This is a genomic window from Rhodoferax sp. P2_H8_2 (assembly GCF_056403235.1).
The window spans coordinates 171273-196116 of sequence record NZ_JBFUFW010000003.1 but is presented as its reverse complement, the minus strand read 5'-3'; the positions used below and the strand labels follow the sequence as shown (position 1 = coordinate 196116).

23 protein-coding genes are annotated in these 24844 nt (G+C 58.8%); 12 read left to right on the top strand and 11 right to left on the bottom strand.

The genetic code is table 11. The features are described from left to right. Positions 1-2 precede the first annotated feature (2 nt). Positions 3-857 carry a pirin family protein gene (locus AC1DV6_RS06575; RefSeq protein ID WP_477976316.1) on the top strand — a complete coding sequence of 285 codons (855 nt, stop codon included), beginning with the start codon at positions 3-5 and terminating at the stop codon, positions 855-857. 83 nt (positions 858-940) lie between these two features. On the opposite strand, the gene AC1DV6_RS06570 is transcribed toward AC1DV6_RS06575, so the two are convergent. From AC1DV6_RS06570 to AC1DV6_RS06560, 3 genes are all read right to left on the bottom strand, one after another. Continuing rightward, complete coding sequence (locus tag AC1DV6_RS06570; protein ID WP_477976314.1) at positions 941-2395, bottom strand: sensor domain-containing diguanylate cyclase; 1455 nt, start codon at positions 2393-2395, stop codon at positions 941-943. 132 nt (positions 2396-2527) lie between these two features. Further along, positions 2528-3253 (bottom strand): tRNA-uridine aminocarboxypropyltransferase, encoded by a 726-nt coding sequence (locus tag AC1DV6_RS06565; protein WP_477976312.1) that lies wholly within the window; start codon positions 3251-3253, stop codon positions 2528-2530. 40 nt (positions 3254-3293) lie between these two features. Further along, a complete protein-coding gene (locus tag AC1DV6_RS06560) occupies positions 3294-3728 on the bottom strand; it encodes a hypothetical protein (protein WP_477976310.1) in 435 nt (144 codons plus the stop codon). Between the two features lie 120 nt (positions 3729-3848). Here AC1DV6_RS06560 and AC1DV6_RS06555 point away from each other — a divergent pair, with 120 nt between their 5' ends. Both AC1DV6_RS06555 and AC1DV6_RS06550 read left to right on the top strand, forming a co-directional pair. After that, on the top strand, positions 3849-4685 hold the full coding sequence (locus tag AC1DV6_RS06555) for a helix-turn-helix domain-containing protein (protein ID WP_477976308.1): 837 nt from the start codon (positions 3849-3851) through the stop codon (positions 4683-4685). After that, positions 4682-5200, top strand: a complete 519-nt coding sequence (locus AC1DV6_RS06550) for a MepB family protein (protein ID WP_477976306.1) — start codon at positions 4682-4684, stop codon at positions 5198-5200. The genes AC1DV6_RS06555 and AC1DV6_RS06550 overlap by 4 nt, the downstream gene beginning before the upstream one ends. 109 nt (positions 5201-5309) lie before the next feature. On the opposite strand, the gene AC1DV6_RS06545 is transcribed toward AC1DV6_RS06550, so the two are convergent. The 3 genes from AC1DV6_RS06545 to AC1DV6_RS06535 form a co-directional block, all read right to left on the bottom strand. Beyond that, positions 5310-6863, bottom strand: a complete 1554-nt coding sequence (locus AC1DV6_RS06545; RefSeq protein WP_477976304.1) for a methyl-accepting chemotaxis protein — start codon at positions 6861-6863, stop codon at positions 5310-5312. 73 nt (positions 6864-6936) lie between these two features. Next, positions 6937-7914 carry a hypothetical protein gene (locus AC1DV6_RS06540; RefSeq protein WP_477976302.1) on the bottom strand — a complete coding sequence of 326 codons (978 nt, stop codon included), beginning with the start codon at positions 7912-7914 and terminating at the stop codon, positions 6937-6939. 43 nt (positions 7915-7957) lie between these two features. Next, positions 7958-8542: a DUF1439 domain-containing protein gene (locus tag AC1DV6_RS06535; RefSeq protein WP_477976300.1), complete on the bottom strand. Its 585-nt coding sequence runs from the start codon at positions 8540-8542 to the stop codon at positions 7958-7960. Between the two features lie 95 nt (positions 8543-8637). On the opposite strand from AC1DV6_RS06535, the gene AC1DV6_RS06530 reads away from it, so the two are divergent. Then, positions 8638-9423, top strand: a complete 786-nt coding sequence (locus AC1DV6_RS06530) for a substrate-binding periplasmic protein (RefSeq protein ID WP_477976298.1) — start codon at positions 8638-8640, stop codon at positions 9421-9423. 81 nt (positions 9424-9504) lie between these two features. Here AC1DV6_RS06530 and AC1DV6_RS06525 read toward each other — a convergent pair whose 3' ends face one another. Then, the gene (locus AC1DV6_RS06525) at positions 9505-9900 is read right to left on the bottom strand and encodes a VOC family protein (RefSeq protein WP_477976296.1); all 396 of its coding nucleotides are present in this window, start codon (positions 9898-9900) and stop codon (positions 9505-9507) included. Positions 9901-10000: 100 nt separating this feature from the next. Between AC1DV6_RS06525 and AC1DV6_RS06520 the strand changes: the two genes are divergently transcribed. Next, positions 10001-10468, top strand: a complete 468-nt coding sequence (locus AC1DV6_RS06520; RefSeq protein ID WP_477976294.1) for a CreA family protein — start codon at positions 10001-10003, stop codon at positions 10466-10468. Between the two features lie 3 nt (positions 10469-10471). Then, the gene (locus AC1DV6_RS06515; RefSeq protein ID WP_477976292.1) at positions 10472-11038 is read left to right on the top strand and encodes a YdeI/OmpD-associated family protein; all 567 of its coding nucleotides are present in this window, start codon (positions 10472-10474) and stop codon (positions 11036-11038) included. 285 nt (positions 11039-11323) lie between these two features. Here the strand turns inward: AC1DV6_RS06515 and AC1DV6_RS06510 are convergent, their stop codons facing one another. Beyond that, positions 11324-14392: an NACHT domain-containing protein gene (locus AC1DV6_RS06510; protein ID WP_477976290.1), complete on the bottom strand. Its 3069-nt coding sequence runs from the start codon at positions 14390-14392 to the stop codon at positions 11324-11326. Between the two features lie 756 nt (positions 14393-15148). Between AC1DV6_RS06510 and AC1DV6_RS06505 the strand changes: the two genes are divergently transcribed. Then, on the top strand, positions 15149-16306 hold the full coding sequence (locus AC1DV6_RS06505; protein ID WP_477976288.1) for a GGDEF domain-containing protein: 1158 nt from the start codon (positions 15149-15151) through the stop codon (positions 16304-16306). 11 nt (positions 16307-16317) lie between these two features. On the opposite strand, the gene AC1DV6_RS06500 is transcribed toward AC1DV6_RS06505, so the two are convergent. Then, on the bottom strand, positions 16318-16860 hold the full coding sequence (locus tag AC1DV6_RS06500; protein ID WP_477976286.1) for an HPP family protein: 543 nt from the start codon (positions 16858-16860) through the stop codon (positions 16318-16320). Between the two features lie 14 nt (positions 16861-16874). Continuing rightward, positions 16875-18260, bottom strand: a complete 1386-nt coding sequence (locus tag AC1DV6_RS06495; protein ID WP_477976284.1) for a cation:proton antiporter — start codon at positions 18258-18260, stop codon at positions 16875-16877. A gap of 153 nt (positions 18261-18413) precedes the next feature. Here AC1DV6_RS06495 and AC1DV6_RS06490 point away from each other — a divergent pair, with 153 nt between their 5' ends. The 4 genes from AC1DV6_RS06490 (at position 18414) to AC1DV6_RS06475 (ending at position 21954) form a co-directional block, all read left to right on the top strand. Next, positions 18414-18662, top strand: coding sequence for a type II toxin-antitoxin system Phd/YefM family antitoxin (locus tag AC1DV6_RS06490; RefSeq protein WP_477976282.1), 249 nt, complete (start codon positions 18414-18416; stop codon positions 18660-18662). 88 nt (positions 18663-18750) lie between these two features. Next, complete coding sequence (locus AC1DV6_RS06485; RefSeq protein ID WP_477976280.1) at positions 18751-19248, top strand: PIN domain-containing protein; 498 nt, start codon at positions 18751-18753, stop codon at positions 19246-19248. 18 nt (positions 19249-19266) lie between these two features. Continuing rightward, positions 19267-20802 (top strand): tryptophan halogenase family protein, encoded by a 1536-nt coding sequence (locus tag AC1DV6_RS06480; protein WP_477976279.1) that lies wholly within the window; start codon positions 19267-19269, stop codon positions 20800-20802. 165 nt (positions 20803-20967) lie between these two features. Continuing rightward, the gene (locus tag AC1DV6_RS06475; RefSeq protein WP_477976277.1) at positions 20968-21954 is read left to right on the top strand and encodes a methyltransferase domain-containing protein; all 987 of its coding nucleotides are present in this window, start codon (positions 20968-20970) and stop codon (positions 21952-21954) included. Positions 21955-21966: 12 nt separating this feature from the next. Here the strand turns inward: AC1DV6_RS06475 and AC1DV6_RS06470 are convergent, their stop codons facing one another. After that, positions 21967-23388, bottom strand: coding sequence for an FAD-binding oxidoreductase (locus AC1DV6_RS06470; RefSeq protein WP_477976275.1), 1422 nt, complete (start codon positions 23386-23388; stop codon positions 21967-21969). 94 nt (positions 23389-23482) lie between these two features. Here AC1DV6_RS06470 and AC1DV6_RS06465 point away from each other — a divergent pair, with 94 nt between their 5' ends. After that, positions 23483-24607 carry a hypothetical protein gene (locus tag AC1DV6_RS06465; protein WP_477976273.1) on the top strand — a complete coding sequence of 375 codons (1125 nt, stop codon included), beginning with the start codon at positions 23483-23485 and terminating at the stop codon, positions 24605-24607. Positions 24608-24844 lie beyond the last annotated feature (237 nt).

Here is a 24844-nt window from a genome sequence, read left to right as displayed (position 1 = left end):
CCATGTCTGAAACCGCAACCGTTCAATCAACCGCCCAGCGCGCCATCGTCCACCAAACCCGCGGCAGCACGCATGGCGCCATCACGCGGCTGGTCAGCCCGTCCGATCTGGGCGAAGTGCTCAAGCCCTTTATCTTTCTGGATCGCTTTGAAGTGGCCGCTGGCGGCCAGCCGCCGCGCTTTGGCATGCACCCGCATTCCGGCATCGCCACGCTCACGTACCTCATGTCCGGCCAGACCGCCTACGAAGACACCACCGGCGAGAGCGGCGCGAAGGGCGCGCTGCCCAATGGCGGTGTCGAATGGATGATGGCCGGCGGCGGCGTGTGGCACACCGGCGCGCCTGACAACACCGAGCGTGTGCTCGGCTTCCAGCTCTGGGTGGCGATGCCGCCCGCGCTGGAGTTGGCCGAAGCCCACAGCATCTACCTCGGCCCGCAAGACGTTCCCCACGCAGGCCCTGCGCGCGTGCTGCTAGGTGCGTACGAAGGCAAGGTCAGCCCCATCCCCGCACCGTCCGACATGACGTACCTCGGCGTACACCTCAAGGCCGGAGAGACCTGGCGCTTCGAGCCGCCTGCGGGTCACACCGTCGCGTGGGTGGCGATCGGCGAAGGCGCGCTCACTGCGCCCGCAAGCTTGCGCACGGGCGATCTCGCCGTGTTTGACGACGCAGGCGGCGCCATCACGTTCGACGCAAAAACCGACACGGCCTTTGTGCTCGGCTCCGGCGTGCAGCATCCGCATGATTTGTTCATGGGGCCGTACTCGGTGCACACCAGCGAAGACGCTTTGCACCGCGGCCAGGCTGGCATCCGCGAGCGTGCGGTTCTGCTGCGCCAGCAGGGTCGCCTGTAAATTAGGTGCCAAATTGGCCTGCAAGCCGCATAAAACGTGCGTGAGCAGCTACTAAAGTTGTAGCAACTCGAGGCTGGGTTGGATCAGGCCGACAGACTCGCAGCCAGGGTCGAAGGCACCAAGTCCATCGGCGCAGAGTCGCGCGCCGCCGTCTCCGCCGCAAAGTTCACGCGGTCGCGCCCCAGGTGTTTGGCCTGGTACAGCGCCTTGTCCGCGCGCGCTATCAACGCAGAAGGCTCCAGCTCCGCGCTGGGCTGCATCACGGCCACGCCTGCGCTGATGGACACCCGTTGCAGGCCCGATTGCAGATGCGCCAAGTCCAGCGCGGCAACACCATCACGAATGCGCGTTGCCAGGTTGGTCGCGCCGGTGGCGTCGGTATTGGGCAGGATCACCGCGAACTCTTCGCCGCCGTAGCGCGCCGCCAAGTCACCCGGCCGCGCGCCCTGCGTGGCAATCACCCCCGCTACTTTGCGCAGGCAGTCATCGCCACTCAGATGTCCGTAGGTGTCGTTGTAGAGCTTGAAGTGGTCCACATCCAGCATCAGCAAAGCCAGCGGCTGCTGAAGGCGCTGGGCGCGCCGCCATTCGGTGGCCAGCATCTCATCAAACGTGCGCCGGTTCGCCAAGCCCGTCAGGCCATCGCGGCTGGCCAGTTGCGCCAGCATCGTGTTGACCTGCCGCAGGCGGCGGTACAGCAATGTCAGGTCCACATAGAGCGACATCAGCACCACCATCGATGTGAACAGGCTGCCCACCTTGGCCATATACCAGCCTACCGAGAACCGGTTGGTGCCATGGAACGTCAGCCACACATCCATGCAGGCTGCGATCATGCCCACCGTCAGCCAGACTTGCTCCGACGTCTTGTCCGTGATGCGCAGGATATTGAACAGCGCCACTACGTTGATGGCCAGCACGCCCCAGGCGATGCCCTGCATCGGGCCTTCAAAAAAGGTCTTGCCGTTGACCAGCAACGCGGGCAACCAGGGCAGGCCAATCGTCCCCGCGCATGCCAGCAGCACCACCGCCACCAGCACGCTCGCGCTTTCGCGTATGGTCCAGGCGCGCTTGGCAGGCTTGCCCGCCGCCTTGCGGTGTATGCCTATCGAGTAACGCAAGATCAGCGCCGCAAAGCCGCCATGCCAGAAACACCACAGCCAGACCGCGCTGACCGGCTCACCGATGATGCTGCCGGTAACAAACGCGCCAGGAAACGCCGCCATCAGCGGCAAGAAAATTGCAGCCACATAGAGATAGGCCGACCCCAGCTTGACCGTATCCGCGCTGCGCTCGGCAACGCCCCGGTTAAACAGCAGCGCAGCAAGCAGAACATTGGTCACGATCATCGCTGTGCCAAATGCCGTCATGTAGCCGGGAACAGCAGGCCAGGGATAGTTGGCAAACGGCGTCAACACCACGCCCCAGACCACCAGCAGTACGCTGGTGACGACAGCAATCCGGCGCTGCCGTGCAGATACGCCAGACGGCTCGGCCGCCGGTGTGACCAGCGGCGCGGCCGGAATTTGTCCGTCCATGACACGCTTTCCAACAAAACGTATCGCCTGCCTGCGCCCATCTGTGGGGCGTCTGCCGATCTTTGTCGGCGGGGCGATTTCAGGATATGCCCCCTGTAACGGATTCTCCGCCCTTAGTTTGGGGAAGGCAAGCTAAGCCAAGGCCCGAAGTCGCAAATGCGCCGCACTCTGCGGATCGGCCGGCAACTGCCGCTTGGCCTGCAGGTAATGGTGCGTGAAAACATCCAGATACGCCTCCAGCGCCTGCGCCGCCAAAGACTCCCCGGCCAGCTCCAGGCACAGAGCGCCCACCTCGCTGGTGCAAAAGTGGTCATCGCGGCGGCTGCGGCGCAGCTTGTAGCGCGAGATCTGGTCGGAGGCCAGGCTCAACACCGGCAGCTTGTCCAGGTAGGGGCTCTTGCGAAACATCTTGCGTGCCTCGGGCCAGGTCGCGTCCAGCAAGATGAACAACGGCCGCTTTCCGCCAGACGTTTCCTTCACTTGTGTAACGACCCTCTCAGGCGCCACAAACTCTCCGGGGAACACCACATACGGCTGCCACTGCGGGTCCGCCAACAGCGCCAACAGCGCCGGGTCCACCTCGGTGCGCGCCCAACCAAACGCAAACGTGTCGCTCACCACATCGGCAATCAGCCAGCCCGTGTTGCTGGGCTTCAGCATCTCGATGTCCGCCATGATCAGGCACACGCCCGCGTTCGTCGCAACGTCCGGGCGCACGGCGCACAGGCAATGGCTGGTCACCAGGCGGCAGCCCGCGCAACGTGGCTTGTCGGCCCCGCCGCGGGCGAGAAAGGGCTTGGTGCTGCGCGCCAGCCGCGCGGTGCGCAGACGGGAGACAGCGTGGGGTGCGTAGGTCATTCACCCGAGTATCGCCCGGCCCCACGGCCACGCCCACCGTTCAGCGCCGCATCGCCCGCGCCTGCAGGTAAGCCAACGTCCCCACAAACCCGGCTTGCAACACCACATACGCCACCCCCAGCGCCGTCAGCGTCTGGAATTGCAGCTCCACCACCGCCACGCTGCCCACGACCCACAAGGCATTGCCCGCCACCAGCGTGCGCAAGCCAAGCAGCGGCACCTGCGGCCGCGCCAGCAGCACGGCGATCAGCGCCACAAACACCAGCACCACCACCGCGCTAGCCTGTATCAGCGCCGCGGGCAGGCCGTACAGATTGCCCAGAAACTCCGGCACCGCCAGTTGCATGGCGCCAGACGCGAGACCCGTTGCGCCGTCTATCCACAACACTGTGCGCAGCCACGCCGGATAACGCGTGTTGCCTTTGCCGGTGTCGGGGGCGGGAGTGAACGAATTGGAAGATGCGTAGCCAGTCATGGAGAACTCCTTTGCAGTTGAAGAAGCCTGCATGCTCCGGCTTGCGGTGCGGCGCGTCCATTACCTGGCAGGTCATGTCGGGTGAGCCACAAAGCGGGTTTGCAAAGCTAATATGCGCCCATGTCTGCCCTCCCTCCCACGTCTGCCACGCCTTCCACCACTGCGCACAGCAGCTTTGGCCAGCACCTGCGCCACTGGCGCCAGCACCGGCGCATGAGCCAACTCGATCTGTCGCACCAGGCCGATATCTCCACCCGCCACGTGAGTTTTCTGGAGACGGACCGCTCGGTCCCCAGCCGCGACATGGTGCTGCGCCTGGCCGAACGGCTGGACGTGCCTCTGCGCGAGCGCAACGCACTGCTCACCAGCGCCGGTTACGCCGCCATGTACCGCGAACGCCCGTTGGACCATCCCGACATGGCCGAGGCCCGCGCTGCGGTGGACTTGATACTGCGCTGCCACGAGCCCAACCCCGCGCTCGCGATGGACCGCCACTGGAACCTGGTGGCCGCCAACCGCATGGTCCCCGTGTTTCTGACCGACGTGGCGCCTGAGCTGCTGCAACACCCCGTCAACGTGCTGCGCCTGAGCCTGCACCCGCAAGGCCTCGCCCCGCGCATCCTCAACCTCGCGCAATGGAAGCACCACCTGTTTGCCCGCCTGCAACAGCAAATCCAGAACACCCAAGACGCGCAGCTCAAAGCGCTGATGGCCGAGCTGCACACCTACAGCGCCCACCACGCGCCCGACGGCCTACACCTGCAGGGCGAGACGCGTGGCGTGGTCATGCCGTTTCAGTTGCAAAGCACGCAGGGCGTGTTGAGCTTCATCAGCACCGTCACCATTTTTGGTTCGCCCATGGACATCACGCTGCAAGAGCTGGCGCTGGAAACCTTTTTGCCCGCGGACCCCTTCACCGCGCAGCAACTCGCGCTGCTCGCCCCCGCGCAGGCATGAGCCACCCCGACCTGCTGGCCGCAGAGGCCCTGGCCTACGCGCCCATCGGCCTTGCCTGCACCGATGTGTTGCCCGAGGCCGAGAGCGCCGACTACGCCGCCCACACCTTGCTGCTGGGCGGCCAGCGTGTGTGTTTTCGCGTTGCCAAAACCACGCCCACCAAAGTGGGCCAGTTCGTCACGCTGTGGAAACGCGTGGGCCGTGGCCCCATACAACCGTTTGACCTGGGCGACCCGGTCGACGTGTTTGTGGTCAGCGCCCGCAGCGGGCCCCAGTTCGGCCAGTTTGTGTTTCCCAAAGCCGCGCTCGCAGCGCGCGGCGTAGTGGCGAAAAACGGTGTGGGTGGCAAACGCGCCCTGCGCGTCTACCCGCCGTGGGACACCACCACCAGCCGACAGGCACAAGCCACGCAGGCCTGGCAACTCGCGTACTTTCTGGATTTGTCGGACGGCCTTGCAAATGGACACAGGGTGGACCTGGGGCGGGCCAAGGCGCTGCTGACGCCGCAGGCCTAGTCGGGGCGGATTAAGGCATAAAAACCGGCTGTAGCGCCCGTAGAATGTGCGTAACTAGCTATCAAATCGGGAGCAAGCCAGTGCGCCTCAGCTGGCCCGGGTGAACCTCTCAGGCCAGTTTAAAAGCCGCCACGGTACCGACCAGTTCCTGCGCCTGACCTTTGAGGCTCGACGCAGCGGCGGCCATCTCTTCCACCAGTGCGGCGTTCTGTTGCGTGACATGGTCCATTTGCTGCACGGCATCACCGATCTGGCTGACGCCCTGGCTCTGCTCCGTGCTGGCCGCGCTGATCTCGCCCATGATGTCCGTCACACGGCGAATCGAGCTGACTACCTCGTCCATGGTGCTTCCTGCCTGGTCAACCAGTGTCGAGCCTTCTTCAACCCGCTCCACACTCGCAGAGATCAGCGACTTGATTTCCTTGGCCGCTTCGGCGCTGCGCCCGGCCAGACTGCGCACTTCAGACGCCACCACTGCAAAGCCGCGGCCCTGCTCGCCGGCCCGCGCCGCCTCTACGGCCGCGTTCAACGCCAGGATGTTGGTCTGAAAAGCGATGCCGTCGATCACGCTGATGATCTCGACAATTTTTTTGGAGCTGTCGTTGATCCCCTTCATGGTGTTGACCACCCGGGCCACCACTTCGCCGCCCTTGACCGCGACCGTGCTTGCGCTTTGGGCCAACTGATTGGCCTGTTTGGCGTTGTCGGCATTCTGTGTGACGGTGGAGCCCAGCTCTTCCATCGAGGCCGCCGTCTCTTCCAGCGCGCTGGCCTGCTCTTCGGTGCGTTGGCTCAGGTCGTTGTTGCCTTGCGCAATCTGGGCGCTGGCCGTGGCAACGGAGGCAGAGCCATCGCGCACGGTCGACACCACCTTCACCAAGCTCTCCTGCATGTCTTTCATCGCGGCCAGCAATTGCCCGGTTTCATCTCGCGAGCTGACGTCAATGCGCGATGACAGATTGCCCGCAGCCACCGTTTGCGCCAAGCGCACAGCGGTGGTGATGGGTACCACCACAGAGCGGGTGATAAAAAAGGCGGCGGTAATGCCCGCTGCAATAGCCAAGGCGCTCAGCGCCAGCATCAACGTGCGCGCAGAGGTATAGCTCGCGTCCGCCGCGCTGGCCGCTTCTTCGCTCGATTTGGCCTCGAAGTCCACCAACTCGTTCAAGGTATTGAGCCAGGCCCGCTGCGCTGGCAAGGCCTCTTTCATCAGCACTTTGGTGGCCTCGTCATTTTTATCGAGCAAGCCCAGCTCCACCACCTTGGCCAAAGCCGGCTGGGCCTGGCCCTTCAGTTCCTTGATCTTGGAGAAGAGTTCCTTCTCCCTGGACGTTGTGCCCGCCTCGGTGTCAAACATCTTGCCGAGCTTCGCCTCTGCTGCTTCGTAATCGGTACGCACCTTTTGCAAGTCGTCGTTCACCGCTTTCATCTCTGCAGGGTCCGACAGCAAAACGATGTCGCGCACATCAGCGCCAGCCCGATTGACATCGACGCGCATGTCCACGGCCAGCTTGCTCTCGGGGTTGTTGACGTGGGTGATAAGCGCCGTCGCCTGATTGATCTGCGCCATGCGGCTGAGCCCCAGGCCCGCCACGCTGGCAAGCAGCAAGAGAACCACTCCGAAACACAGACCAAGGCGCGTGCCGATTTTGAGGTTTTTCATGAGCTTCCAGCTTTCAAACTTTGTGAGATCACCCTGCACCTAGTTTGCGACATTTGCCAAGGATGCGCAATGCTCAGCGGAAGACGACCTGGTTATCCACGCTGTACAAAACGCAGGCCTGCTTGGCCCGCTCTTCACAGCGCTTCAGCGCGACCGCGTTGGCGTCTTCCGCACTGCCCGATATCCAGGCCCAGTGTTGCCGCGAGGGCGATACCGCAAACGCCCGTGGTAAGTTCGCTTGCAGGTAGCGCTGGTATTGCTCACGCCCCGCGACCGTGGCCAGCGGCAGCTTGCTCAGGTCATCCAAGGCCGCATAACCGCTGGCCGGAAACTGCTGCGCGCGCAGCCGCTCGGGTAGCGCAGCTTGGTCGGGGCTGGATACGCGGTGTAAATCGGTCACCACGCCGCGCTCCAGCGCATTGGTGGCAATGGGCTCGCAGCTCGTCACCTTCTGCGCCGTCAGCCCGTCGCAGAAAAATACGCTGTTGCCCAACGCCGCTTTCACATCCGGGTGGAAAAAGTTGGCCGCGCCCTTGTTCTTCTTGATCGCGATCCAGCGCTGCACCAAGTCCGGGTCGGCCTTGCCGTCGGAGTATTTGATGATCCAGTTGTAGAGGCCGCCTTTGCCTACCGATTGCGGGTCCAGATTGCCGTTCGCGTCGTAGTGCCCATGGAAGCCCACATAGGTGCGGTCTGCCGGATAGTCGTCGCTGAAAAGCCGCGTCTTGCCACCCAGAAACATCCGCGAGCACGACGAGATGCAATAGCCCGAGACCACCGTCGTCACACTCGCCTCGCGCAGCAGCTCGCCCACGCGGTAACCCGTCCACGCATCGCCCCCGTGTGAGTTGCGCAAGACCACCGTGTCAATCTTCGGGTTGGCAGTAAAGGCATCCTTCACCAAGGCCAGCTCTGTGCCCGCTACGGGGCCGGACAGGATGATGGTGTTGCCATGCGTGGCCAGCTCCATGCCATGCGCCGCGTTGCCCGCGATGGTGGCAACGCTCAAGGCCGCTACGGCGCAGAGTCGGCGCAAGGTGGTTTGCCGCATGGTTGTCTCCGTATCGAAATGTGTGGGCATGTTGCACCGGCGCCTAGCGCGGCTTGGGCACAAAGCCAATCGTCAGCCCTTCGTTTGTCACCGTGATGCTGCCCGGCTGCATGCCCAGCGTATCGGGCAGCGTCAGGTCTTGCGGGCGCAGGCGGTGCAACACCACCTCCAGCAACGAGCCTTCTGCCAACGCCGGGCCATAGGCGTTGAGCAGTGTCACCACGTTCGGTTGCAGGCTGGGAAACTGCAGCCGCTTGAAGCGCAGCTGGTGCGCGCGCACCGTGCGGTCCGTGGCCTCGTAGCGCAGCGCAAACTCCACTTCCAGCGTGCCGCTGTGGCTGCGGTTCAGCGCCGAGCCACTGGCCTCAACCACCATCTCCGCGCTCAGCTTGTTTTGCGTTGGCAGCAAGCGCAAGGTTGGCACCTGCACATCCAAATTCAGCAGCCCCGGCACCGGGTAGCGCATCGGAAAGCGCTGCGCCACGGCGGCCTGCAATTGCGCGGCAGACACCTTGTAGCTTGGCAACGCTTGCGGCGCGTCTTCTGCTTCAGCGTCCGCGGCCTGCGCCCAAGCCTGCCGGGTTAGCGGCAGACACAGGGCGATTGGGAGGAAGAGGCGTCGGCGCATGTTTGCAATCTTGGGATGACGGCATTGTGCGCTTGACAAGCCGCGCCCAAGCGCAATACTGGGCACAACTTCACCGGATACAAGCGGATACAAAAATGACACGCTGGACGCTGCTGGTTGCCGCTGCATTGGCTCTGCTGCCTGCCAGCCCGGTGTGGGCGCAAAAACTGCGCGTGGAGTACGCCGACATCGAACTGGCGCCCTACCAATTGGGCAATGGACCCGGCATACCCAGCCAGCCTGGCGCCATGGTGGAGCTGGTGCAAATGGTGGCGAAGGAGATGGGGCTGACGGCGGCATTTGAGCGTGCGCCCCAGCTGCGCACCTTTCGGCGCCTGCAGGGCGGAGAGATTGATGCGGCCTTCGGGTACTCCTATGTTCCAGATCGCCTGCAGTATGGCCGCTACCCCATGAAAGACGGCAAGCCCGACGAGTCCGCGCGCCTTTACTCCCAGTCGTATGTGTTTTATCGACTCAAGGGCTCGCCCTTTGCGTGGGACGGGTACACCGTCTCGGGTCTGGGTGAGGGCACTATCGGGTTCAACACCACGTTCTCCGTGGGTGCCGACCTCGCCCGCAGGGGTTTGAAGTCCGACAGCGCCAAGACCACCGAGCAGAACTTCCAGAAGCTATCGATGGGCCGCATCCTGGCGTATGCCACGCTGGAGCAGGCGGCCGACAGCTACCTGAGTAGCCACCCGATGCACGACGTGGAAAAGATCGCCATTCCGCTGGAGACCAAGGCCTATTACCTGATGCTTAGCCACCAGTTTGTGGCACAAGACCCCGAGCGCGCGGAGCGCCTTTGGGTCAAGCTGGCCAAGTTGCGGCAAGACAAGATGCCGGAGCTGCTGCGCAAATACGCTGCGTTGGCGCAATAGTGCGCAGCTAGACATAAAACGGCTGCAAGGCGCACAGAATGTGCGTAAGCAGCTATGAAAATAGGAGCTTAAGCAGGAGCATCAAACCTTGGGCGGACGGTGCAGCGCGCAAAGCTTGTTGCCATCCGGGTCGCGCAGATAGGCCAGGTACAGCTTACCCACGCCGCCATCGCGCCAGCCCGGCGGCTCTTCGCAGGTCGTGCCGCCATGGGCAAGGCCTGCTGCGTGAAACGCATCCGCCTGCTCGGGCGACGCCATGTTGAACCCGACCGTGCCGCCGTTGGCATGGCATGCTGGCTCACCGTTCAGCGGCTGCGTAATGCCGAACGAGCCCGTAGGCGAGCGGTAGAAGTAGCGGTTGACCACGCCGTTGTTATTGGCAATGCCGGGCTTGATGCCCAGCGTGGCAAACAGCGCGTCGTAAAAAATCTTGGAAGCTTCGAGGTCGTTGACGCCGAGCATTACGTGGCTGAACATGGTTGTCTCCTTTTATTGAAAGCCGTGGGGATGGTACGCCAAGCCTTTGCGCGCTCCTGCTAATCTTCTCCCGGTCCCATTTCAACAAAGAGAGTTTGCAATGAAAACACTATTTGCCTCACTGCTGCTGAGTAGCCTTGCGCTGGGCGCCAGCGCTGAGACCGTTGGCAGTGTCAGCACCACCTTCAAACTGCTCAGCCCCAACGACAAGGTGGTGGTCGATGTGTTTGACGACCCGGCGGTGGACGGCGTGGCCTGTTATCTGTCGCACGCCAAAACCGGCGGCTACTCCGGTGCGTTGGGTTTGGCAGAAGACACGGCAGACGCAGCCGTCGCTTGCCGCCAGGTGGGCCCCATCCGATTCAAAGAGAAGATCGACAAGCAAGACGAGGTGTTCAACGCCCGCTCCTCCTTCCTGTTCAAGCACGTGCGAGTGGTGCGCATGGTGGACGTCAAGCGCAACACCCTGGTCTATCTGGTGTACTCCGACAAGATCATCGACGGCAGCCCCAAAAACAGCGTGACGGCGGTGCCGGTGCCGGTCGATCAGCCGATCCCTGTCAAATAATTCATGAGCAACAAAGCGCACCACACGTTTGAAACACCTGAGCAGCTCCACGCGTGGCTGCAGGCAAACCACGCCAGCGAGACTGAGCTGTGGGTGCGCATCCACAAGAAAGGTACCGGCCTGCCCAGCGTCACGTGGGACGACTGTGTGGTGGCTTGCATTGCATGGGGCTGGATCGACGGGGTGCGCAACGCCTTGGACGACACCTCGTTTCTGCAACGCCTGACGCCGCGCCGCGCGCGCTCCAACTGGTCGCAGAAAAACGTGCAGCATGCCGAGCGGCTGATAGAACAAGGGCACATGCAAGCCGCCGGCCTGGCGCAAGTAGAGGCCGCCCGCAGCGACGGGCGCTGGGCCACCGCCTACGCCGGCAGCGCCACCATGGTGATACCCGAAGATTTTTTAGCGGCCCTGCAACAAGACCCCGCCGCCCACGCTTTCTACAGCACGCTCAAACGCGCGAGCCAGTTCACCATCTACCACCGGCTGCACAGCGCCAAGCGGCCGGAAACGCGGCAGAGGCGGATGGCGGAGATGTTGGCGAAGTTGGGGCGGGGGGAAAGTCCTTGAGATTTGCGTCCAGCACAAGAGGCCAAGAGCGTGCCGTAAAAATCTTGGAGGCTTCGAAGTCGTTGACGCCGAGCATTGCGTGGCTGAACATGGTTGTCTCCTTTTATTGAAAGCGTGGAGATGTTAAGTCAACCGCGAGTATGGCCTTGACTCGAAATCGATCGTGAGCTCTTCGTTTGTCAGTATGAGTCTGTCGGGCTGCAAGAGCAGCCAATCGGGCAGCGTAATGTCTAAGTTCCATCGCGTTGGTAAGGCCTTCGCGAACACTAGCTCCGAAAAGTGTTGCTATGCATACGCAGCTCTTTGGTGAGGCGACGGATTGTCGACTTCAGCTAAGTTAGGAAGGCGGTCTTCCAAGAGTTGCAAGCATTTCCGCATGGTATGTCGATCATTGGTTGTGTAGTCTCGAAATGCGGGGAAGTTCGGATTGGAATTGGCTCTTGGCAATTTTTGTAGAAAGGAGGCAAATGAGCGGTTTTCGCTGTAGTCAGAGAGAAGCGTTTTTTCTTGAGTGAGGAAATACATCACGGAATCGATACTGCCCAAGTTCCCCAGCACCACCAGATCGTTTTTTCCAGTTGCCTTTGCGATTTGAAACTCTTTGACCAGTCGACGGTCTTTGTGTACGCCTGCTACGGCCGTTAACACCAATGCAACAATTGTGAGAGGCGCTATGGTCAGCATTCCAATTAAGAGCCGAGGCTCCTTCCAATGGAAAAGATCAGTAGCTTCGCCTACCCATGCCACTCCGAAGCCGAGCAAATAAATTGCACCCAGCATCAGCGAAAAGACGCCGGCGACAGCGACAACAGGAATTAAATACCTGCTGAGTACATCAAGACTGGTAAGCCTTGAGAAATAGAAAGAAAAATTTAATCGCTCGCCTCTCGTTCTCAGGACATACAAAGTACAAAAAACAGAATATGGAATCATCAAGCAGGCGGTTAGAAGAACTGGCCACATGTCAAAAAGCGGCGTGACTTGCCACCAAGTGATATAGCTAGAAAGGTCGTTTGTAAGTATGAACTTCCCAGAGTATTCTGTAGAGTTACCCGCAGACAGTCTTTTGACGTTCGATGTAAGGGCTGCAAAGAATAGTCCTGCTAGCGTAACGCCTAAAAGAAAAACGGAATTACTCGGAGGAGTCCTTTGAGTTCGAGCCAAAGGCAGTACTAACCTTGTCGTGCTATCGAATGTTCTGAGTAGTCGGTCTGGGTAAATCAGCCGCGTAACGAAGGTAATTGCATGGAAAGCTTTACGGAGCGACGCATTTCGCTGGAATACTAAGCTTGCCCCAAACGCCTTCGGAAGGCGTGCCGCTAATGCTTCAAGTCGTATCAAAGTGCCACGATCACGTGCTGCCAAAGTTTCCGCAGATAAGCGTTTGAGGACAGCCTCCCGTATGATCTTTGGAGCGCCGCCAAGCAATGCCGCTGTTTGTTGAAATGCATTGACTTCATTTTTTTGCGTGCCAGATCTAAATGTCACTGCTAGGTACTTAATCAAAGTGGCTTGAGGCAATAGCGCACCGAGGCGGACTACTTCAGACCTGTCAAAAGAATCACCGCTCCGCCATCTGGGCTGCAGTAATTTCTGTACAGCCTGCGAAAGTATTGGCGGGACACTTTCCATTCTGCGCGCCATGCCCTCTTGGAGTAACTCCAAAACATAAGTTGAAATTTGCGAATGCCATTCAAAGTAGCCACAACCTGCTGAGATGGGTGTTTTTGCAGGCTGGATTTTTTGATCCATCGCTGCATTACTAAGAATTTCAGAGGCGGATCCTAAAATTGCTTCAATGGTCGCAGTTGGCTCTGTTTGCAGCAGCGTAACTGCATACTCCCTCCAGCGCGGGTCGGTAAGTAATTCCATCGCGGATAGATGTCCGGGATTCGAAACCAGGAATCGCACAAACAACGCCTCTTGATATCTCCGATGAGAAAAGGCGAAGCGACGATCACCATGTGCTGCATTTGGTACATCAGATCTACCAATTTTGCAGTCCACTAAAGCGGAAAGAAGTTGACTTACTTCACCTGCAGGGATGCCAGACGCAGGGGCCATTTTTTCGATTTGTTCCGATGTAGGCGCAAGGCCCAGCGTCGCTTCTTCTGCAAACAGCTGTGCGAGCCTTTCAGCCCCTGCAAGAAGGTTGTCGGGTGTCAAACCGTATTTACGCTCGAGGTAATGCGGGTCACGGCGTGCGAGCCTGTCAATGTGAAGCGAAAGTAAGTCGTAATCATTGATCGGAGCTCTATTCTCTGACTTCACATATTTACAGAGCAACGTTAAAAAGAGAGGCGTTGTACCTAACGTTCCACCGGGCTGTGCCAAATGATGCAAAGCAACTCTTTCTTGATCAGGGTTCAAAAACGCATTTCGAATGAGCTCATGTTGCTTGTCGCTATGGAGAGGCAAAATGCGAAATTTCTTCCATGGGAGGGCTTCCGGGCCTTTGAACTCTCTAGATGCTAAGACACCCTTGCACGCCCCCATGCCCTCTATGAACTGCCGAATGCCCATTGAATATGCAGCCGCTGCTGCGCTGCCCTTTTCGGCATGTAAGACTGCCGGTATTTCATCAAAGGAGTCGAAGAGAAAAAACCATACCCCTTTGTCACGATACTCATCCCAGTTCTCTCTAACAAATGCGCTTGTGTCTGAATCTCCGCGGCGAATGTTGTCAAGAATGAAGTCGCGTATGGAGTCTGCATTGACATGCTCGGGCGTGCTCGACTCCATTTCTCGCATGTTTACATATAGAGGGACTATCGCGTGCTTGCCTTTGGATCGAATTCCTTTGGCAGCCAGCTGACTTGCAAGATGTCGTAGGGCCACGCTTTTACCAGCACCGGGTTCGCCGACCAGTTGAATTGCTCTTTCTGTACTAGTCGCAATAGCTCGAATTAGTGACCGCTCCTTGCGCAAGCCGTGTGAACGCCTGCCGATTAGCTTATGAACTGAAGATGCGTAATAGCCGCCTTCTGTTTCTACTTCTGCCTCAAGGTCAGTGAAATATTGATCATTCCAACTCTCAGCCTTTGCAATGTAGTTAAGGTCGGCCGCCAGTACGGTACAAAATTGTGATCGCTTTCGCACTTTGGCCTTGTTCACTTTTGAAAGTAGAACTGGGAGGCCGCTCGATTTGTAGGCTTCGACTAGTTTGAAAATGACATCTATGAGCTTAGAAATCGCTCCGAGCAGCATCGTGAAAGCGAATGCCGCGACAGCTAGAACTATGAGAATCAACAAAATCCATCGAGGAATTTCCCCAGCACTTGGCCAGTTCCATATGGAGTCAAAAATGTGTATCCCACCTTCGACCAAAGGCGCAAGATCCTTCTCACTCGGCATAACGTCCCCCTGAATTCTTTTAGACGATTTAAATTATTTGGATTATTTAATCACGGCGGCGCTTCTCGATGTTGTCAATTTAGATGCGTGGTCTCCCGTGAGGTGGCGTTCAAGCATTCTTCATTTCAGAGAGTGCGCGTGAGTTTGCGAGTGACGAGCAAGAACATCGTGAAGTCGCACTGACCAGTAGTTCTTAATTGGCGCACGAAGCGGCTAAGCGTTGCAGCTACATGATTTCTTCCCGACCTCGTTGCCTCAACGCCAAGAAATAAATATGACGCGAATCGGACCACCCGCTATGTCCGGAAGAGACCGCCAACAAATCCAGGGTGGCGATTTATGCCTTGGTCAGTCAAATCCGTACGCCCAAAAGATCGCTTGGCGCTACATCGAATACGCCGGACAAATCCGCTTGCAAGTCCGCTTGTAGATCGCCGCCACTACACCATCACCACCGGTCGGGCAGCCTGGGGAGCAACGAAATGCCCCATTGCCGCGCGGCGAGGAAGACGATCAGCGAGTTGGAGCCCTTTGGCGGGTGAGCATCATCAGCGCTATTGCGACTGGGGTGGCTGAGAGCAATCAGTGGACGCTGGGTTTTCACAAGAAAATAGGCCGCTAGCACGCATAGAACGTGCGTAAGCAGCTATCAAAACCATAGTATCCAAGTCGCCTACCTGAAGGCAGGCCAGGCACGAGACTTGCGGCGCGTGTAGCATCCGCCAACCAACCAGCAAGACCGTGTTAACCAAGACCATGCGCGACCTCACCGCTTCCGACGCCACTCCGCCCGCCGCCACGGCCCTGGCGGACAGCGATGCGCTGGTGCGCGCAGACACGCTGGCCTTGCTGATTCGGCAGGCGTTTCCGGCGATGTTTCAGAGCATGGCGGTGGGCGGCCTGATGTGTTGGGCGCTGTGGGGGCTGGTGGAGCAGGACAAGCTGGTGACCTGGCTGGGGGTGTTGGGCCTGAGTTCGGTGGTGCGGCTGGTGATGCATCTGCTGTACTTTCACGCCAAGCCGGTGGGGCTGGATATCCTGGTGTGGGAGCGGCCCTATGCGATCACGCTGGCGTTTTCGTCGCTGGTGTGGGGGCTGGGCGCGGTGTGGCTGATGCCGCAGCAGCAGGCGGTAGAGCAGTTTGTCATTTTGTTTTTTGTGGTGGGGCTGGTGGGTGCCAGTACGTTTACCTACTCGGCCCACCGGGGCATGACGCTGATTGCGATGACGTCGGTGCTGGTGCCCAGCACGGTGTGGCTGTTTTTGCAGCCCGGCCGCATTTACCTGGGGCTGGCAATCTCGGCCAGTATCTTTCTGGTGGGCGCATTGCGGGCCACCAGGATGCTGGCCACCTCCATGCAAGCCAGCTCGCTGTTGGCCCTCAAGCTCAAGCGCGCCAACGCGGTGGCCGATCACATGGCGCGCACCGATGTGCTCACCGGCATTCCCAACCGGCGCTCGTTCATGGAGTTGGGCGAGCAGATGAGCCGCCTGTGCCAGCGCCAGGGCAGCCCCTTAAGCGCATTGCTGATTGACGTGGACCACTTCAAGGCCTTCAACGACACCTACGGACATAGCGCGGGCGATCTGGTGCTGCAGCGGGTGGGCATGCTGCTGGATCAGCAGTTTCGCGCGGCCGACTTGTGCGGGCGCTTGGGGGGGGAAGAGTTTGCGGTGCTGCTGGCGGACACGGACAGCCGCACCGCCGCGTCAGTCGCTGAAAAGCTGCGCCGGTCGGTTGCCAGCGAGACCATCGCGTGGCAGGACCATATCTTGCAGGTCACCATCAGCATCGGTGTCGCCACCCACAGCCATCACCTAGGCACGCTGTTGCAAGGGGCAGACGCCGCCATGTACCAGGCCAAGAACGGCGGGCGCAACCGCGTGGTTTCCTACAAGCACACACCCGGCTGATCCGGACTGGATCAGACCCAATACGCCGGATACGCCCGCTTGCAAGCGCGGTGATAAACCAGCGCGACCAGCACCATAACGACCGCGCCGGACAGCGTGGGAAACAGCAAAAAGCCCCACTGCGGCGCAACCAGAAAGACGATCAACGGGTTGGAGCCCGCGGGCGGATGCACGGTGCGCGTGAGCATCATCAGCGCGAGCGCTACCGCCGCCGCGCCTGCCAGCGCCCACCACGCGGGGCCGAACACAGCGAGGGCCGCCAGGCCCACGGCGGTGCAGATCACGTGGCCGCCGATAACGCTGCGCGGTTGCGAAAAATGGATGTCGGGAAACGTGAACACCATCACCGCGCTGGAGCCGAACGAGCCGAGCAACAACATGGTGCCGAGGTTGAACGTGCCAAATGCCAGCACGCCGATGATGGTGAAAACCCCTGCGCAAGCAAGCAAAGCATGGCGCAGCGTGTAGCTGGGCGCGCGGGATACAGGGCTGAGCGCAGGCGTGAGGCCTTCAGCGCGCGGCGCGGTGGCCACGGCTTCCAAAGAAACTTCCATGCCGGCTATTCTATTTACGCCGGGTTGCTGGCAGGACTTCCCGCCGCACTTCCAGGAATCGCACCCAGCTCGCCCGACTCGCGCGCCTTCTTGCCATAGACCAGCTCGAACACGGGGCTGGCCATCATGGTGGTAACCACGGCCATCAGCACCAGCATCGAGAACAGCGCGGGGCCGATGATGCCTTTTTGCAGACCGATGTTGATGATGATCAGCTCCATCAGGCCGCGCGAATTCATCAGCGCGCCGATGCCCAGGGCTGTGCGGTTGTCTTCGCCCGACATGCGCGCTGCCAGATAGCAGGCGCCAAACTTGGCAAGCACCGAGGCGGCCAGCACGCCCAGCGCGATCAGCAGTAGCTCGCCGGAGTTGATCATGTCCAGGCGCGTGTTCAGGCCGGAATAGGTGAAGAACATAGGCAGCAGCAGGATCACCGCCAGCGGTTCGACTTTCTTCTTCAGCTCTGCAGCAAACAGGCCGCGTGGCATCACGGTACCCAGGATGAAGCCGCCGAAGATGGCGTGGATGCCAACGGCGTCCATGATGAAGGCGGATACGCAGAACGCTATCAGCGTGAAGCCCAGTACGGTGTGGCTCATCTCGCCATCGCGCTCGACCATGCGGCCCAGCGGCGCGAGCAGCTTGCGGCCGAACATCAGCACGAAAGCGCCCCACAGGATGCCGCCGCCAATCGCCAGCACGGCAACGCCTGGGCCTGCGCCAAAGGCGGCCAGCACAATAGCCAATACACACCACGAAGCGGCGTCGTCAAACGCGCCAGCCGTCAGTGCCAGCGTGCCCAGCGAAGTATTGGCCAGGCCGCGCTCATTGATGATGCGGGCCAGCATGGGGAAGGCGGTCAGCGCAATGCAGGCGCCCATGAAAAGCGTAGCGTTGGTCTGCGAGATGCCCACCGCAAACAGGCCGGGAACGCCCATCAGGAAAGGCGTGATCAGGAAGGCGATGAAGAAAGGAGCTGCGATGCCGGCCATCGACACGCCCATGGCGCTCTTGCCCTTGGTGGCAAAGTGGTCCAGCCGCAAGGTGGTGCCGACCAGGAACATGTACAGGCCCACGCCCAGTTGCGCGCCGGTGTACAGCACGTTTTTCATTTCCTTGGGGAAGATCGCGGCTTGCAGCTCAGGCGCCAGCATGCCGAACAGCGATGGGCCAAGCACCACGCCCGCAATCATTTCGCCGACGACCTGCGGCTGGCCGAGGAACTTGCTGCCGATCCAGCCAAAGATGCGGCAGGCCAACATGATGATGGCCAGTTGTAGAAAGAAGCGAACGCTGAAATCCCCTGGTGTGAACGTTTGTGCGATCGCCGGAACTGACGGGCCGTGTTTGGCGAACACATCGCCAATCAGGGCCCAAAGGTTGATGTTGTCGAAATCCATGCTGTCTCCAGATGCTTTTTTTGATGTGTGACGTTTCGGGGCGGATTTTGTGAGAGCGTTTTCAAGCCGTCTATGGGTATCGACATCTTTGTGCCTACGTACCTACATAGTGGTTGGACTTATATAGGCACGTCTCGTACAATTTTCGTAACCATGAAGTTCCTCAGCAGCCGAGAATTCAACCGCGATGTGAGTTTCGCCAAGCGCGAAGCGCGGATTGAACCTGTCTTGATTACAGACCGGGGGCAGCCGACCCATGTGTTGATGAGCATCGAGGATTTCCGCCGTTTCACTGGGGAAAGCGAGAGTATTTTGGAAGTATTGGCGATGCCAGATGTAGTCGAACTAGACACTAATGATGCATCCGATGGCGCCTGGGATCACCGGGAAGGGCTGGACTAAGATGTACCTTGCTTACCTACCTTGCGTCCCGAATATTGTTCCTTACATCGGGTGCGCAAGCCACTTCCGGTAGATAGACAACGCTGACATGTTCCTCCTTGACACCGGTATCGTGCTCGACTTGCGCAAGGCCAAAACGGCGCAGGCGGACCCTGGTTTGGCGGCCTGGGCCAACGGCGTTGCGCGCCAGAAATTGTTCATCTCGGCGCTGAACCTGCTGGAGATAGAAAACGCCGCGGCGCGGCTGGGTCGCAAGGACCGGGCAGCGGGCCTGGTGGTGCGGGAGTGGATAGACAACCATGTGTTGCCGGCCTTCGATGGACGCATATTGGCGGTGGACGCCGCCATCGTGCGCCGCCGCGCGCAATTGCCCTATGCGAACACGCGCGATGGCCTGATGGCAGCAACGGCGCTGGAGCATGGGCTCACGTTTGTGACGCGCCGCGTGGCGTCGTTTCGCATTGGCCGCGTGAAGCTGTTGAACCCCTCGGGCCACAGCTTGCAGCAGGCCGAGGACGAAGAAGATTGGGGCCAGGGCGCCCAGACCGGCCACCTGTGGCTGAAGAACCTGTACGTGAGAGCTTAGAAAAAATGACAAGAACAAATGACGAATAAGAGACGCATCCTGATCGTCGGCGGCGGTACGGCGGGCTGGCTGACGGCGGCTTACCTGGCGAAGTACCTGGCGCTGTCCGAGCGCAGTCACTTGGAAGTGACCGTGCTGGAGTCGCCCGACATTGGCGTGATTGGCGTGGGCGAAGGCACCTTCCCCACCATCCGCACGACGCTGCAGTTTCTGGGTATCGACGAGAAGCGCTTTATCCGCGAAACCTCGGCCACGTTCAAGCAGGGCATTCAGTTTGTTGACTGGGCGCATGCGCCGGTGGGCGATCAACACCACACCTATTTCCATCCGTTTGAAGCGCCGTTTTATACCGAGGGAACCAGCCTTGTGCCTTACTGGCTGCTGCAAGAGCCCGCCACACGCCCGCCTTTTGCCCAGGCGGTAACGCTGCAGCAGCGCGTGGCTGAAGCGCGGCGTGCGCCCAAGCGCGCCAGCGATGGCGCATACACAGCGCCGCTGAACTACGCCTATCACTTCGATGCGATGAAGCTGGCCAAGCTGCTGGCTGAGCGCGCCAAAGAGTTGGGCGTGCAGCATGTGGAAGCGACGCTGTCCCGTGTTGCGCTGACGCCAGCGGGCGCGATTGACCATATCGATACGCTGCAGAACGGCAGTTTCGCGGCAGACCTGTACATCGACTGCACGGGCTTTCGCGCGGAGTTGATAGCGCAGATGCCGGGCGCTGCATTCAAGTCGGTGCGCGACATGCTGTTCACCGACCGGGCGCTGGCTTGCAAGCTGCCGCTGGATGAGCGGGACGCGGCGATGGAGAGCGTGACGATTGCCACCGCGCACGAAGCCGGCTGGATCTGGGACATTGGCCTGAACGGCGCGCGCGGCATTGGCTGCGTCTATTCCAGTGACCACATCAGCGACGACCGCGCTGCCGAAATCCTGCGCGGCTATGTGGGGCCGGGGCACGACGATCTGGCGATGCGCAGTATTCCGTTTGCGCCGGGCTACCGTGAAAAGCAGTGGGTCAAAAACTGCGTCGCGGTCGGTCTGTCCGCGGGCTTTCTGGAGCCGCTGGAATCCACCGGCCTGGTGCTGATCGAAGCTGCCGCCGGCATGATTGCCGAGATGCTGCCGCACAGCGGGCCCATAGAAGCACCCGCGCGTCGCTTCAACGAGCTGATGACGGCGCGCTTTGAGAACATCGTCAACTTCCTGAAGCTGCACTACTGCTTGAGCGAGCGACCCGAGAAGTTCTGGCGCGACAACGCCGACCCGGCCACGATCCCCGAGCGGCTGGCGGAGTTTCTGGAGCAATGGAAGCTGCGGCCACCTGGGCGTTTCGATTTCGTGCTCGACACCGAGACCTTTGCCTTCTTCAACTACCAGTACATCCTCTACGGCATGGGCTTCCAGACCGACCTGAGCGCAGGCCGTGACGACTTTCCGCAAACCGAAGAAGCCGAACGGCTCTTCGCGAAGATCAAACGCTTCGGCGACCGCGCGCTGGTCGACCTGCCCAGCCACCGCACGCTGATTCAGCAGATCAATGGAATGAAATAGGGCTGCAGCGCGCATAGAGCGCTCGCCTATGGCTATCAAAATGATAGCGTTGTGCCTCGCGCAAACTGCTGGTCTTGTGAAGGAATACCGACACCGGATAAGCTATCACCCGAGGTTCAAATTTCATTACGAACCGAGAAAGAAAAAATCATTTCAGGAGGAGCTATGGGCGATGGCTTGAGTCGGCGAGATTTGCTGAATGCGATGTATTGCATGGCTGCAATATGCGCTATGGAAAAGAAGTCGTTCAGCGTGGCAATGGCCGCGACGTCGGATGAACAGAATGTCTGGGCTATAGCAGGCTCATCCAATTTCAAGGCCATTTACGGGTCGCCAAAACTCCGGGCCGACTTCTTTCTGTTTCTAAAGAATGTCTACCACCTGTATCCGGAAGATAGATTTGACGCGCTGATTGAAGATGTAATGCAGTCCGAAATGACGGACAAAAGCATTTACAAAAAAGTGCAGAGTCGTATTGCTGAAATCAAGCCACTGCTAGCTGATGTGCGGTACGCCCTTCCCGCTCTGGCGCGCCAAAAAGTGGAGATGGCACGGCAGACTATGGAACTTCTGGGCACATCGCGCACTATCAACGGCTACATGGAAATTGGAACGACGGGCCGGTACATCAGTAAATTCAAATCATCTGTGAGTCTGCGTGGAGACGTGGTGTTGTTGCATACGGATCAGCCCACATTTTCTCCGGCAGACATTGTGGAGCGGGCTCAGCTCACAAAGCTCGGCCGCTATGTTTCATTGAATGACTATGCGCCTGTTTCGTCGACCCAGGTCGCGGATCGTAGTCTGGACCTCATCAGCAATTTCATAGGCTTCCATCACAGCCCGCCGGAAAAGCGGGATGCATTCGTGGCTTCGTTGCATCGCATCCTCAGGCCTGGAGGAAGAATGATTGTTCGCGATCACGATGTGAATTCAGACGACGCCAATCGTATGGCGGCGCTGGCGCATGATGTTTTCAACCTGGGGCTGGGTACCGGCTGGCACACAAACCAGGAAGAAATACGCAATTTCACATCGCTGGAACGGTTGATTGAGTATCTGGAAGGCTTTGGGTTCAAAAGAGCGCCAAAGGTTTTGTACCAGCCGGGTGACCCGACGCGCAACGCGCTGTTCGAGCTGGTTCGGGTCTAGGGCATTGACTGCTCAAGGCTTGTAATACGCATCCCACAGCTTGTTGCGAAACTTATTGGTTGGGTCAACCGTCTTTTTAAGCGCGAAAAATGCGTTGGCATTTGGATATGCGGCATGAAATTGCTGGTCAGTCGCGTGAATCTGATAGGGCAAGTAGTAAGCGCCGTTGAATGAGATCGCTACATCAATCAGCTCTCTGGTCCACGCGCCGACAGCCTTGCGGTCATCATCTGTTGTTCCTTGTTTGTAGTAGAGAACAAAAGCGAAGACCTCGCTGCGTGCCCAGGCCAGCATCGTGCCGGGGTCTTGCTTTGCGTGTCGGATCGATACGTTGATGGCGTTGACCTTGTGCTTGTTCAGAATTCCCCCCATCCTTGGCACAAACTCGTCCAGCTTTTCTACGGGGATGAAGTATTCCTGAAGCACATAGGTCGAGTCTTTGCGCGAAGCGGGCTCCAGTTCTTTGACGTCATAACTTGCTTCGTAATTCCGCCACTCAACACGGTCGCCTGAGAAAAGCAATGGATCTACAACATAGCGTCGTAGAGCCTTGCCGCCAGGGAGTTCAGACATTACCCAAAAGGCGAAGCGATCGGTCTTGTAGTCCTGACCGAGAGGCATTAGTCTGTCAAACACCGTGACGGGCTTTTCGGTTTTTATGTAGGAATTTGCTCGAACGGTGTTGAATGCAGTGGGATAGATATCTGCGTTGTGGAAGATTACATCGGGGTTGCTCCGAATGGTTTTGAAAAAGTAATCCTTGTATTGACTCAGTGGCATCACTTCCGACTTGCGTTCGACCCTCGAGTTGTCTGCTAGGTTCAATGTGGCCTCCACGATTACACCCATTGCGCCATACCCGCCAATGGCGCTGTAAAACAGTTCTTTGTTCTGGCTTGGGCTTGCGTTGATCAAATCTCCGTTGGGCAAAACCAAGCGGATAGATTGGACCGAGTACACCAGTGGGCCCTGGCCAACATAGCGGCCGTGCGAATTGACGCTGAGCGAGCCACCTACAGTGAAGTTGGCATAGGTTTGCATGATCTGTAGCGAAAGATCACTAGGATCAATGAACTCTTGAATCTTTCGCCATGTGATTCCGGTTTGAACCGTGATTTGCTTTTTTTCCTTAGAGAAATCAATGACCTTGTCGAACTGTCGCATGTCGATCTGGATGGCCTGCTCGGTGGCAGTCTGGCCGCCCATGCTGTAGCGCCCTCCGCCAATGGAAATGGGGCCTGCATGCGTCTTTACCGCTGCGACTATCTCTTCCACAGAGTGCGGAGTAATGACTCCCTCAACGCGGATAGGGTTGATCTGGGTGACGTCATTGACAACAGTCCCACTGGGGCTGACCTGACTCCAGACTGAAGTCGCAAAAAAAGCAAATGCTGCTACCGAAGCAGCTGCGGAAAAGCGCCTGATCGAAAACATATGACTCCCTGTTGTTACCCTTTTGTCGGGCTGCCTCTTATTATTCAAGAATTTATGGGCTATAGAAAACGCCCTGTCGTCCTATTATTCAACTATGAAAAGAACCGCCAAGTTTCTACTCGCATTTCTAGCGACGATCACTGTTTTGTTGGTTGGGACGATTGGATTTGCATACTTTTACTTTCAACAAGGCTATCGCAGTGTTTCAGAGGAAGACCGTCAATCCGTCAAAGGCTTGGCACCTGGCAATTCAATTGCAGCCCCACTTCCGAACGAACTTCGGAAACCCAGCAACGCCTATCTGAGCGTGCCGGAATGGTTCATTGTGTTCATCTCGGATGACTATGCACAAGCCATATCAAAAGAGCCGCCGAGTGCATTCGCTTATGGTGAGTACCTGAAAGACTATTGGCGGCTCTATGGCCGCCTGGCTGCCGAGATTGAAGGTGTTTACCCGACGGACTCTGAATATCACACTATGGTGCGCGTCATTGGCATCAGCACGACGATTGAGTTTGGGCTGAAGGCAGCGTACGAAGGAACAGTTGGGCGTACCTTCGAATGGTTTTCTGGATATTCCACGGCAGAGGATGAATATGCTGCCAAGGTGGCAGCTGACTATGTGAACTTCATACGGTTGCGACCTTGGTATGAATATGACTTCCATAAAGCCCTCGTCAATTGCTGGGCCGAGGTTCCGCAGCATGGCCCCTCGCGTTTGCGCAAATACGAGAGACGAACCATTTTGTCAATCGAATATGCCCTCAAATGGGGGTATGCCTCTCTCATTGAATGGGCGACACATGAGGCCTATGGTGTTGCTGATGTTGACACCTATGTGAGATTGCTCGGCGATCGGGGGCAGTTGGCGGATTTGGATTCGCGTATCAATGTCGTTGGCGGCGAGCATGGAGCGGTTTATGCAGTTATTCCCCGGTACCACCCATTCACAGAGATAGCTCCGAAAATTACTGCTGTGGGCGGAGTATTTCGTACCATTTCAGGTCATTCTTTCGTGACAGTGGGTGTCATTGCATCCTCAGGGTTTAAGGCCGAAAAGGATGTTTACGTCCTTGCAGCATCGCCGGTTCATCTTCCGGATGCAGGCGGCGGGCCTCGCACCCGGCTGTTGTACCTCTTGCCAGTAGAGAAATTAGGCAGCCTGTTGGACGCCGTGCAGAAGTCCAATGGAACGCTCGAGCACATTTACGATTTTTAGATGGCGGGAATTCCTTGCCCACCGCCTATGCATTGCGTAGCGAGCGCATAGCAGCCGCCTTCGCGTTGCCAAGCCACCGCACGCTGATTCAGCAGATCAACGCGCTTGGCAAACAGGGCGCTTAGGCTTTACAAGAAAAAGTGCCTCTAGCAGGCATAGAACGTGCGTAAACAGCTATCAAAATCGTAGTAGTTCATGGGGCTGTGAGGCCTTATGATTCCTCGGGCCGGTCGACTC

Excerpts from the sequence above, each read along its gene's own strand:
- AC1DV6_RS06535 (WP_477976300.1), bottom strand. The coding sequence starts at position 8,542 with ATGCGCCGACGCCTCTTCCTCCCAATCGCCCTGTGTCTGCCGCTAACC.
- AC1DV6_RS06540 (WP_477976302.1), bottom strand. The coding sequence starts at position 7,914 with ATGCGGCAAACCACCTTGCGCCGACTCTGCGCCGTAGCGGCCTTGAGC.
- AC1DV6_RS06490 (WP_477976282.1), top strand. The coding sequence starts at position 18,414 with ATGAAGTTCCTCAGCAGCCGAGAATTCAACCGCGATGTGAGTTTCGCC.
- AC1DV6_RS06525 (WP_477976296.1), bottom strand. The coding sequence starts at position 9,900 with ATGTTCAGCCACGTAATGCTCGGCGTCAACGACCTCGAAGCTTCCAAG.
- AC1DV6_RS06555 (WP_477976308.1), top strand. The coding sequence starts at position 3,849 with ATGTCTGCCCTCCCTCCCACGTCTGCCACGCCTTCCACCACTGCGCAC.
- AC1DV6_RS06530 (WP_477976298.1), top strand. The coding sequence starts at position 8,638 with ATGACACGCTGGACGCTGCTGGTTGCCGCTGCATTGGCTCTGCTGCCT.
- AC1DV6_RS06515 (WP_477976292.1), top strand. The coding sequence starts at position 10,472 with ATGAGCAACAAAGCGCACCACACGTTTGAAACACCTGAGCAGCTCCAC.
- AC1DV6_RS06545 (WP_477976304.1), bottom strand. The coding sequence starts at position 6,863 with ATGAAAAACCTCAAAATCGGCACGCGCCTTGGTCTGTGTTTCGGAGTG.
- AC1DV6_RS06485 (WP_477976280.1), top strand. The coding sequence starts at position 18,751 with ATGTTCCTCCTTGACACCGGTATCGTGCTCGACTTGCGCAAGGCCAAA.
- AC1DV6_RS06560 (WP_477976310.1), bottom strand. The coding sequence starts at position 3,728 with ATGACTGGCTACGCATCTTCCAATTCGTTCACTCCCGCCCCCGACACC.
- AC1DV6_RS06565 (WP_477976312.1), bottom strand. The coding sequence starts at position 3,253 with ATGACCTACGCACCCCACGCTGTCTCCCGTCTGCGCACCGCGCGGCTG.
- AC1DV6_RS06570 (WP_477976314.1), bottom strand. The coding sequence starts at position 2,395 with ATGGACGGACAAATTCCGGCCGCGCCGCTGGTCACACCGGCGGCCGAG.
- AC1DV6_RS06500 (WP_477976286.1), bottom strand. The coding sequence starts at position 16,860 with ATGGAAGTTTCTTTGGAAGCCGTGGCCACCGCGCCGCGCGCTGAAGGC.
- AC1DV6_RS06495 (WP_477976284.1), bottom strand. The coding sequence starts at position 18,260 with ATGGATTTCGACAACATCAACCTTTGGGCCCTGATTGGCGATGTGTTC.
- AC1DV6_RS06465 (WP_477976273.1), top strand. The coding sequence starts at position 23,483 with ATGAAAAGAACCGCCAAGTTTCTACTCGCATTTCTAGCGACGATCACT.
- AC1DV6_RS06550 (WP_477976306.1), top strand. The coding sequence starts at position 4,682 with ATGAGCCACCCCGACCTGCTGGCCGCAGAGGCCCTGGCCTACGCGCCC.
- AC1DV6_RS06510 (WP_477976290.1), bottom strand. The coding sequence starts at position 14,392 with ATGCCGAGTGAGAAGGATCTTGCGCCTTTGGTCGAAGGTGGGATACAC.
- AC1DV6_RS06470 (WP_477976275.1), bottom strand. The coding sequence starts at position 23,388 with ATGTTTTCGATCAGGCGCTTTTCCGCAGCTGCTTCGGTAGCAGCATTT.
- AC1DV6_RS06505 (WP_477976288.1), top strand. The coding sequence starts at position 15,149 with ATGCGCGACCTCACCGCTTCCGACGCCACTCCGCCCGCCGCCACGGCC.
- AC1DV6_RS06475 (WP_477976277.1), top strand. The coding sequence starts at position 20,968 with ATGGGCGATGGCTTGAGTCGGCGAGATTTGCTGAATGCGATGTATTGC.
- AC1DV6_RS06480 (WP_477976279.1), top strand. The coding sequence starts at position 19,267 with ATGACGAATAAGAGACGCATCCTGATCGTCGGCGGCGGTACGGCGGGC.
- AC1DV6_RS06575 (WP_477976316.1), top strand. The coding sequence starts at position 3 with ATGTCTGAAACCGCAACCGTTCAATCAACCGCCCAGCGCGCCATCGTC.
- AC1DV6_RS06520 (WP_477976294.1), top strand. The coding sequence starts at position 10,001 with ATGAAAACACTATTTGCCTCACTGCTGCTGAGTAGCCTTGCGCTGGGC.